Below are 9,124 nucleotides of genomic sequence, written 5' to 3'. Positions count from 1 at the left end.
TCGGTGGATCAAGGCTAAGAGCTCCGCACAGCCAACCTTCTCGCCATCGACCAGACGCTGGGGCTCATGCAGCAGGACAACACGCTCGGCGACGTAGGCGAGGAATTCCTGACGGAGGTCTCCACACAGATCCTCGAACGCCTCGGTTTCAAAGCCCGAGGCGAGAAGAACCCCATGGGCGGCCGCCGTGACTGACCTTTTCGACTACCTCGACCACTTCACGGACCACGGCGACCAGCCGCCCCTGCGACCGCCACCGAAGTCCCCGTTGAAACCGCCCGGGCCCGCGCCGCAGGTCAGCGCCTGCGCCCTCGCCCACGCCGCCCGGGACGCTGTCCGCGACGTCCTCCCCGCCGCATGGCAGCGGCTGCCCGACGGCGCCGACACGGCGAACGTCCTCACCGGGGTCCTCGCCAACTACTACGCCGCACAGCAACGGGCCCAGCAGGAACGGCTCGCCGCCGAGGCCAGCAACAGGATGGAAGCGGAGGACGGCCATGGGTGACACCCGCAGACGCACGGACCCCGCAACCACCCTCGCAGAATTCACGAACCTCATGAACGCCACCGCCCACGCAACACTGCCCTGCCAATGCGGCAGCACCGAATGGACCTCAGAGGACCCCCAGCAACGCGCAGCCCAGCTCTGCCGCGCCTGCACCCTCCTGACGGTCTGTCGCGCCTACGCCCTCGCATCCGGAGAGAAGACCGGAGTCTGGGGCGGCCTCGTCCCCGCCGAACGGCGTCGCCTCCGACGCGAGGCCGCAGCATGACACCGGCACGCCCAGTGCGCCCCTGGGCCACCCGGGCGCCGCCACGCCACAACCACACCACCCTTGGCGGCCCGACGCCCCAGCGACCACAGCGCCACCCGACGGCGAATCCCGGGCCAAGGCACCCCTCCGGGAGGGGTGAGGCGTCACCATCGCAGAAGACCCTGGCCGAGGGCGCGGGTAGCCCACCACACAAAGTTTCAGATCTCCTGGCCCCTCTCGAGCGTTTTGAGCGATTGAAAGGTAACCGAGTATGAAGAAGCAGTATCTGCGCGACTGTGCACAGTGCGACCGAACGATGATCAGTACCGACCCGGCCGCCATTTACTGCAGTCCGCGCTGCGCCAAAAGGGCACGCTGCAGTCGCGACGACCGATAAGGCGTCACCCGGCCGTTCGTTGCCTGTGTAGTCTGCGGACGACGTTTCAGACAGCCGGCCGCTACAGGCAGACTCAGGATCTGCTGCCCAATCCACTATGGCGGATATCGTTCCTGCCATAGCTGCGGGAGGCGTTGCCGCCCGAGGCCCGGCGGGACCGGCTTACGAACCCCCACAGCAGTTCGGCGGCGGTGCGACCGGATGAGTCCGTGTCATAGCTGCAGCTCCCTGTTAGCTCTGCCGCGCCAGCTGCGGAAGGCGCTGTTCCCACAAGTCGCGGCACCAGACAGGAAGTATCAGGTCAGCCAGTTTAGCTCCATTGGGCCAGGCAGCGTTCGACCTTGCCGCCATCCTGGTGGGTGTCGTTGTCGTCGGAATCCTCGCAGCTGGCGTCCTGAACCGCCGTCTTCGGCGTCATCCTGGTCCCATGGATAAGTCCTTACAGGGTCCGCGTTCCAGGAACGCGGACCCTTGGGTGGTGCAGCAGAGAAATTATGTGATGGTGACACCAATCAGCGTCACAGTTACCACTGCCCGACCGAACGGCTTGTCGCCGACATAGGTGAGCAGCTGCCACTGGACATTGGTTACGTCCGGGCCAGAATTGACGCAGTACTCATGCAGCCCGCTCGAAAGGGGGAATGTCTGGGACGTCACCGACTCATAGGCTGACAAGGTGAGCAGATGCTCCCCGCTGGCCCGGCCGGTTATATCCACCGAAACGGTGACGCACACCGAGGTGGAACCCTCTTCCATCACCTCGCTGTTAGACCAGAATGAAGCAACTTGTCCCGAATTGACCTTCTTCAGGGTGACGGTCAAACCGTCGCTGCTGATGGTTGCCGACGCATGAGCCGGCCGAGTCACGCCACAGGTGCCCCATTGCAAGTTCGTGGACGTGAGGACTTCGCCATTACATGGTCCTTCGACGGCGGCATTGGCCGCGGCGGCCGAGAACACGATGCAGAATGCCGTGCCGATGGCGGCGAGGATGGCTACAAGCTTTTTCATGGAACATCTCTTTTCTAAATCAATTGAGAATGACGATGATCAGGACCAGTGTTGCTGATGCAATTACTCCCGTCGGAAACGAGCCACCTGTCGGGAGAGGCTCGGGAGACACCCTGACCGGTGCCGTGCCTGCACCCCATAACTCTCCTTGGCCGTTTATCGGCTCAACGGCTGCAGTCTAGGGCGTCAACGCCTCTGACACCCGAGTGGTGATTACTCGTTAATTTGTTCTTCCTACCTGTTAACGTCAACTGGTTCAACTGAGTACCCGCCAAGGAGTTACTGTGTGGTGCACCGCCCTTGGGAATTCAGACTGCAATTGGGCTTCAGTAATCAGAGCCTCCAACAGTTGAGGCATGCCCACCCGCACAAGGCCATGGATTGGGGATACTCATCAACCGGTAAAGCGTCCTTTGGCGCTTATGATCTCAATGCCAAGCGAGCGAATGAAAACCCGTTCCGCTCAAGGTTCGGTTTGCGGCGCAAGGCCGTCAACACCTTGCGCTGTCAAAGCCCGTCATCAATAGCTGCAGATGGCCCTTTACCTTGTGCCAGCTGGATGAATCTGATCGGATCTGGTCGAAGGATGGGCTCGCCCGCCCGTTGACACAGCGCTTGTCAGGCCGTTCCATGTGAGGACCAGAGGCGATATGTGGCCGGTTTCCTCGCCCGAGAACAAACCGCCTGTCGCGCTGGACGTTCGGCTTAGGGCGGCAACCGGGCCACCCATGAAGCCGAGGCCGCAAGTCGACTTTAGTCGTCGTCCCATTCATCGCGCAGCGACTTGCGCAGTACATCCACCTGCACGGTTACCGGACCTGCGAGGCCTGCGGGAAGCGCTGCCGCCCCAAGCCCGGAGGGAAACACTGCAGGGACTGCAAGCCCAGGGCTCCCAACCCATCTCCCTTACGGATTGTCCGCCTGACGAGCCACGGCAAACAGGAACCGATGTCTAGTGATAACCAACCCCGTGAAGCTTCCGGAGCACCGCCGAGTAGCTTCTCTACGAGGCAGCCTTAGGCGTGATTGGCGCGTGGGCGAAAGAATTGTCCCGTCCCGGACGGATTGTGGGCGCCGACGAAATCGAACGCTGGGCCTTCGAGACCGAAAAGGCCCCGTCCCCACGACCGACGGGTAACTTTGCAGATCGGCCCTAAGCTTCCATTTCCGCTTCCTTCCGGGAAGGATTCACGCATGGCACTGAAGGATCTAACAGACGCGCAGGCAGTTCTTCGCGCGCTTGAGGAATACGACAAACTTGGACGTAGTGCTTTCCTCCGGACATACGAATTCGGCCCGGCGGATGAATATATCCTGGCCTACGACGGTCGTTACTACGATTCGAAGGCGATCGCGGGGGGGTGGCCCATCTATTCCAGACCGGTGAGCCTTTGCTCAACTCGGAGTTTAGCGGCGGTTTGCATGGCGCAGTGCCCCGTCTCAGAGACATGGGCTTTGAGGTTCTTTCGCAGCGGCGCGGCTCGTTCCTGCTCTTGTGGAATCCCGCGCTATGGCACTGGGACGAACAACGACGGCTCGCGATCCAGCAGTGCATTCTGGCCGGCGGGACAGGATCCGACCAACCTGTATGGACGGGCCGAGCACCGACCCCGCTGGATATCGACGGCGACGCATCACAGCGCTCCTGACCAACTCTCCCCGCTGGGCACGGCCCGTTCCTGAACGCCCAGGCACCCGGCCCGCGGCCGATTCGAGAACCTGTTTCTCCGGTTCGTGTTCGTTCATTGCTATTTGGAATTTCAGGCTCGTGCCAGGGCCCCAACGTTAGCGAACCCGGCGCCGGGAAGCGACTGGAAATGAACTGCGCGGTGTCATGTTGTTGATGACCGTGATGTTGGAGAAGACCGCTGCTGGCCGTGTCGAGGATCCCGCTCGTAGAGTTTATGGTGCCGCAGTTGTGGTCGCGAAGCCTGCGGGGCGACTGGCGGCGTCGAAGTAGAGGCGCAACCCCGCGGCACCTTTGTGCCCTCCGCAGAAGGTGTTATCTCCGAACGTTCCGATTCTTGTGGAAATTCTCAAGGAGAGCGTGTCATTGGCGTTGAAGATTATGTCATTAGTCGGGAAGAAGTTGAATGCCACTGGAGTGTCGAGCGCATCCGCGGGATTTAGCGTGAGACCGTCGATACAATAACTCTCGCCAGTAGAGACGACGTCCCCGTTCTTCAGAACTTCCGCCCCCAGATCAAACCGTGCCCCTTTGTCTCCTTTGTCTTTAAGGCCGAGCCAGGCATGCAGGTCGCCGAGTCCGGTAAGCATTCGGCTGCTACTGCCTACGGACTGTGACCATGTACCGATTGTTTTCCAAGGGTTTCCTTTTGCAAACTGGACAGCGTCCGAATCGCGGGATCTTGCCGTCGTGTTCGTGGGCGCATTCGCGTTGAGGAGCAGGCTTGTGCCCTGGGCGTGAAGGAAGGCCGCGGTCGTCTGAGTCGGTCTCCATATAATGGCGCCGAGGCCAACGATCACGCCGGCGTTGTTGTTGCCGACCGCGATGGTGCCGGAGCCCAATGGGAGCACGAGCGGCACGCCCGTCGGGCTCGCCCAGACCACCGGGACGAGTCCGAAATTTCTCGACGAGCCCCGGCCGACGATCTGGCCTAGGTCGTTAATTCCATACGCTTCCACTCCGCCGCTCATGCTACCTGCAGGGAGAGGGGTCGGGGACGCGCTCGGGGTCTCCCATAAAAGGGCGACAAACCTTACAGAAGATACAATATGACCGACGATCTGGCCGGCATTGTTGATACCGTGAGCCCTGACCCGGCCGAACCCGCCCTCCGCAAGGGTGGTCGGGGACGCGCTAGGGTTTGCCCAGAAGACAGCAGCCCCGTCTGTGCCGGTGGAGGCACTGCCAACGATCTGGCCTGAATCGTTGATGGCCGTTGCCTCTGTCACGCTGAAGCTTCCTTTAGGGAGCGGTGTTGGGGCGCTGGTCGGGCTCGCCCAAATGAGTGCGACGGGACCTGTGGCCGACGAGAATCCTTTCCCGACAATCTGCCCGGCATTGTTAATATCCAAGGGAATAGCAGCGAACCCTCCGGCCGGTAGCGGGGTGGGCACGGTCCTAGCATTAGGCCAGAAGAGAGCGATGGTCGTACTCTGTTTGAAGCCCTCCCCGACGATCTGGCCGGAATCATTGATGCCACGGGCGTTCGTGCTTTCGAAGCCGACCGGCAGCTCGGCGGGCGTACCACTGGGGCTCGGCCAGTACGCGGCACGGCCGTGATTGGTGTTATGACCAACGATCAGGCCGGAGTCGCTGATGCCAAACGGTTGATTGTGGGTGGGATCAGCTAGTGCCGTTGGTGTTGCGGTTGGGCTTGCCCAGAAAAAAGCACCGCCGTCGCCGCCAAAACCCGTGGATACGCTGCCAACAATTTGGCCGGAGTCGTTTATGCCCTCCGCATTCGCGGAAATGAATCCGTCGGATACAAGCTGAACCGGATCTGCCGTTGGGCTCGCCCAGTACAGTGCAACAGACCCCGTGCTCTCAGAATGCCCCGTGCCGACAATCTGGCCGGCATCGTTGATACCTCGAGCCTCGATGAACGAAAAGACCCCGCTGGGTAGCGGCGACGGGGCAGCGGTCGGGCTCTGCCAGATCACGGCGACATCTCCGGCCTCGGAAAGGCCCCAACCAACGATTTGGCCGGTGCTGTTTATGTCTTGGGCTTCGACATCGTCAAACACTCCGCGCGAAAGAGGCGTCGGGGCAGCCAGAGAATTTGACCAGAAAATAGCGGGCGAGCCGCCGGCGTCAGTGAATCCATTGCCTACAATCTGGCCGGATGCATTGATGCCGCGAGCAATAGCACCGCTAAAGCTCCCGGTCTGGAGCGGCGTTGGCGGGTCGGCGCTTGTGCTTCCCCACATGAGGGCAGTGAATCCGCCCGAGACGCCTACAATCTGCCCCGATGCGTTGACTGCATACGCCTGAGTGTTGTTGTAGCCGGGGAGCGTCGGAAGTGAGCTGGCATGGTAGTTCTGTGCCTCATCAGCAGCCTGCGCCACGGATGCTCCGAGCAGCAGGGACGCCGTCAACGCTGCGGTAACTAGCGCCGCCAGGGTCGACCTGCCGTGACGCCACATCATGGCGCGCGAGCCCTTCCCCGCACGAAGGGGCCACCCGGCTGGCGTCCCCTGCTCGCGCCTCGACAAAATATGGAAGCCGCTCATCTTAGATGTGGCGGACCGAACACGGCTCACAACAGACATAGTCGCTTCCCCTCACATGGCGGGCCAAACACCGGACCGCACAACCTTTGTCTGTCGACCACAGACGTGATGGATCGGAGCCTACGTACGCATAGGACATGGGGCCAGAGTGTTCACTACTCGTCTTCGCTCCCCCAGCTACTCGCTTAATCAGCATTCCCGTGTTCAGTACTCGTCTTCGCTCCCCAGCTACTCGCTGAAGCATTCCCGTGTTCGACTCCGGCCGTTCCGAGCCTTGCTGCCAGACGATGCACGGTATGAAACAAATGAAGGACTACCTCGGGCTAGTTTGGAAACCCGAAGCTCCCACTCGGTGGCAGGGTCATCCGTTCACAACCCTGCGTCATAGACGGACGTCTCGAATTTACCCAACTCTTCCCTTTGGCTATCAGTCACGCCGCAGTGCCAAGGGAAGCGCCATGAGACCGGTGCCGGCGCGCCTCGGGAATCGAACGGCAGGGGGCATCCGCCAAGCCATGAAATGAAGCGAAACATTTCCCCGCACCCACTCAACCAAGAACGTCCCCTAAGACTGTCCCCCACCGCTGCACTGTCCAGCCATCCCCCCGATCCAATCCCATACAGACAGTGAGGTCGCCGATTTGCGTGACCCTCCCGCAAGAAGCCGAGGCAGGCGAGGAAAGTCCGTAGGTGGCTGTCACACTCAGGTGGCTTCAACACGCTGAACTTGACAGGGAAGATCAAGGGCGCAGCCCAGTCTTATGAAGGCGGCCAGCGGCAGTGGCTGAAGGTCAAGCACCGGGACGTCCTGGACGTCGTCTGTTCTCACGCCCTCTCCGGCGTTGCATCACGGCCGGGAGGTCCCACCCTTACGTTCAGACCCATGGAGCGATCAGCGCCGAGGTCATGGAACCTCCACTTCATTCAGGCGATGCCTATGGACTACGACCGCATGGCCGAATGCAGGACCTGACCGACGCGGCCGGCACCCACATCGGTTTCGATTACTCATCCGGGCTTCCCGGGGAGCAGGTAGAAGCGCAGGAGGCTGTGGTCCGACTTGGCAATCGCCAGGGCCATATCCAGGTCGCCGAACCCCGCCAGAAGGGCGATTTCAACCGGTCACCTGTTCCACGAGTGACTCGCCAATGTTCAGGGATTGAGGACTTGTATCCTCACAGATTCTACGGCGCTGCCTCCAAGCCCGTCCGGAGTCTCCATCGAGACAACGTGGGTTCCAACTGTTAGCTATTGCGTCACCAATTGGAACCCCCGTCCGAGCCGGCCGTCGCGGCTGGAGGTCCACACGGTATCTCCCATCTCCGCAAGGCCGAAATCGGCACAAACGGCGCCGCCACGAAGCAACACAGGTGAGCCTGATCGAAACGTGCTTTCCTGATCAGGCGAGAGAATGTACGCCTTGCGGGGAGACTGAGGGGCGGTAAACGAATGCCCTTGAATGGAGGTGGTTCGTATGCCCGAGGAAGCTGAGATTTGTAGGCAGCAATTCTCCCCGCCGCGCAGATCACGGGGATTGAGCGTATAGGACGGCTTGGTCAGTCCCGCTGCAACGACTCGCCATGTCTTGCCATTGTCAACGCTGTGTCTGAGCATGTATGTCAGCCCCGAGGTGGTTTCTTGCTCATCGTGGCGGTGGGCGTTCCAGGCTAGTTCTATAGGTTCTCTTCCATAAGAGAGCTCGCTGCGGTTGGCGTCCAGTACGGGTGGGCCCGACTCAATGTTGTGAGTGTGGAGAATCTGGTGGCGTGCAATGAAGCGAATTGACGTCGCCCCATCCAGCCAAGGCATTGACTCTGAGTAATCTACAAATGGGCCATCTGGATCTTGGTCCAGGGAGAGCACATGGCAGCGGTGGAATGCCAAGACGTTGCCGGCCTCATCCAAGAGTTCGCACGCAACGCCGGACATCCGTCGCCGGTCCAGCCTCCGTGTCGTCCTCAAATGAAAGCTGGGACGTAACTCAACTTGTCCTCCACGGTGGATACGGAACCGAAGATGAAGAGTCTCATGAGGCAAAGGGGCGGCTACAAGCGAAATATTGATCGCCCTGAATTGTTCGACCATGGCCTCTTTGAGATTTATAAAAGTGTAGGGGGAAACCCATCTGGGACGGTCACCCCCCATAAAGTCATAGGTAGTAGCTGGGTCGTGGACGTCAGAAGTGGAAGTGTTAAAGCCGAACTCCCCGATGCCTCCGTCCGGAGAGCCCAGATAGTCTGGATAAGTCGGGTCGGTATTCACGGCTCCGCCTGAGGGTGCGTGCATGCGACCAAGCGCGTGCCCTACCTCCTGGGCAAAGGTTGTGCCGAGACCAGACAATGCGGCAGCGTAGGGGCCGCCGCCGCCGCAGCCTAAATATGCACTGTTGGCTTGATTGGGGACAAGTGCAACGTAAATAGCGTCGTCACCGTCATCGCTGCCATCCCTCATATCCCTTAGCATCTGCAACAATGCGTCCCAACCCGGCCCGCAGCCACTTCCTGAAGAAGGAGTTGAAAGATCGCGATCAAAATCGCGTTCGGAATTTTTCAAGCTGAACGGTACCAAAGGGAGTTAGGCGGCTAACTGTTCGGTGATTTCCTTGGGTTGGTTGATCCACGCTGGTCCGGGGAGCGCGAGGATTTTCGGGTCGGTGGTTTTGTTGAAGCGTTCGGGGTGTTTCGCGCGGGCTGCAGCGAGGGTTGCCGAGCGTTCTTTGGCGACGCCGGCGGCGTGGCCGTAGTGGACGTTTGCGGGGGGTTGG

At 60.7% G+C, this 9,124-nt stretch carries 6 protein-coding genes and 1 pseudogene; 3 read left to right on the top strand and 4 right to left on the bottom strand.

Features of this window, described 5'->3' with window-relative positions; all coding sequences use genetic code 11:
• Positions 1-66: 66 nt before the first annotated feature.
• The 3 genes from J7I89_RS25700 to J7I89_RS23960 are packed head-to-tail and all read left to right on the top strand — an operon-like array spanning position 67 to position 773.
• On the top strand, positions 67-195 hold the full coding sequence (locus J7I89_RS25700) for a hypothetical protein (RefSeq protein WP_285290276.1): 129 nt from the start codon (positions 67-69) through the stop codon (positions 193-195).
• Positions 188-505 carry a hypothetical protein gene (locus J7I89_RS23965; RefSeq protein ID WP_214975710.1) on the top strand — a complete coding sequence of 106 codons (318 nt, stop codon included), beginning with the start codon at positions 188-190 and terminating at the stop codon, positions 503-505. Before J7I89_RS25700 ends, J7I89_RS23965 begins: the two co-directional genes overlap by 8 nt.
• Complete coding sequence (locus J7I89_RS23960) at positions 498-773, top strand: WhiB family transcriptional regulator (protein ID WP_214975708.1); 276 nt, start codon at positions 498-500, stop codon at positions 771-773. The genes J7I89_RS23965 and J7I89_RS23960 overlap by 8 nt, the downstream gene beginning before the upstream one ends.
• 871 nt (positions 774-1,644) lie before the next feature.
• Here the strand turns inward: J7I89_RS23960 and J7I89_RS23955 are convergent.
• The 4 genes and pseudogenes from J7I89_RS23955 to J7I89_RS23940 form a co-directional block, all read right to left on the bottom strand.
• Positions 1,645-2,163, bottom strand: a complete 519-nt coding sequence (locus tag J7I89_RS23955; RefSeq protein WP_214975706.1) for a hypothetical protein — start codon at positions 2,161-2,163, stop codon at positions 1,645-1,647.
• Positions 2,164-4,065: 1,902 nt separating this feature from the next.
• Positions 4,066-6,195 (bottom strand): hypothetical protein, encoded by a 2,130-nt coding sequence (locus tag J7I89_RS23950; RefSeq protein WP_214975704.1) that lies wholly within the window; start codon positions 6,193-6,195, stop codon positions 4,066-4,068.
• A gap of 1,413 nt (positions 6,196-7,608) precedes the next feature.
• Entirely contained in the window at positions 7,609-8,913 is a 1,305-nt protein-coding gene (locus J7I89_RS23945; RefSeq protein WP_214975701.1) for a hypothetical protein, read from the bottom strand.
• A gap of 21 nt (positions 8,914-8,934) precedes the next feature.
• Positions 8,935-9,124 (bottom strand): annotated as a pseudogene (locus J7I89_RS23940) (IS3 family transposase); the annotation flags it as partial.

Source organism: Arthrobacter sp. ISL-5 (assembly GCF_018613835.1).
Lineage (GTDB): Bacteria > Actinomycetota > Actinomycetes > Actinomycetales > Micrococcaceae > Arthrobacter.
Note: the sequence above shows the minus strand (reverse complement) of the source record. Positions and strands in the feature narration are given on the sequence as shown.

Excerpts from the sequence above, each read along its gene's own strand:
- J7I89_RS23955 (WP_214975706.1), bottom strand. The coding sequence starts at position 2,163 with ATGAAAAAGCTTGTAGCCATCCTCGCCGCCATCGGCACGGCATTCTGC.
- J7I89_RS25700 (WP_285290276.1), top strand. The coding sequence starts at position 67 with ATGCAGCAGGACAACACGCTCGGCGACGTAGGCGAGGAATTCCTGACG.
- J7I89_RS23960 (WP_214975708.1), top strand. The coding sequence starts at position 498 with ATGGGTGACACCCGCAGACGCACGGACCCCGCAACCACCCTCGCAGAA.